Origin of the sequence: Campylobacter sp. RM5063, assembly GCF_024723655.1 — a bacterium.
Taxonomy (GTDB): domain Bacteria; phylum Campylobacterota; class Campylobacteria; order Campylobacterales; family Campylobacteraceae; genus Campylobacter_D; species Campylobacter_D lari_D.
The window spans coordinates 1-209 of sequence record NZ_JANQDA010000083.1 but is presented as its reverse complement, the minus strand read 5'-3'; the positions used below and the strand labels follow the sequence as shown (position 1 = coordinate 209).

Annotated in this window: 1 pseudogene; it reads left to right on the top strand. The window is 35.9% G+C overall.

Annotated features, from left to right (window positions below):
- Positions 1-209, top strand: a pseudogene (locus tag CAMP5063_RS08470) (filamentous hemagglutinin N-terminal domain-containing protein); the annotation flags it as partial.

Sequence of the window (209 nt, the reverse complement as noted above, 5' to 3'; positions counted from 1 at the left end):
TCTGGTCCATATTTAAATGGTGGTAAAAATACTATAGATGTTATAGGCAAAACACCAGGAAACAATCATGTCATACAATGGGGTGGTGGCTTTAGTATAGGTAAAGATGCACAAGTTAATTTTGGAAAAGGACAAAGTGGTCAAAACTACCTAAACATTGCTCATGGGACAAGTAAATCTACCATAGCTGGTATATTAGAAGCTGGAAA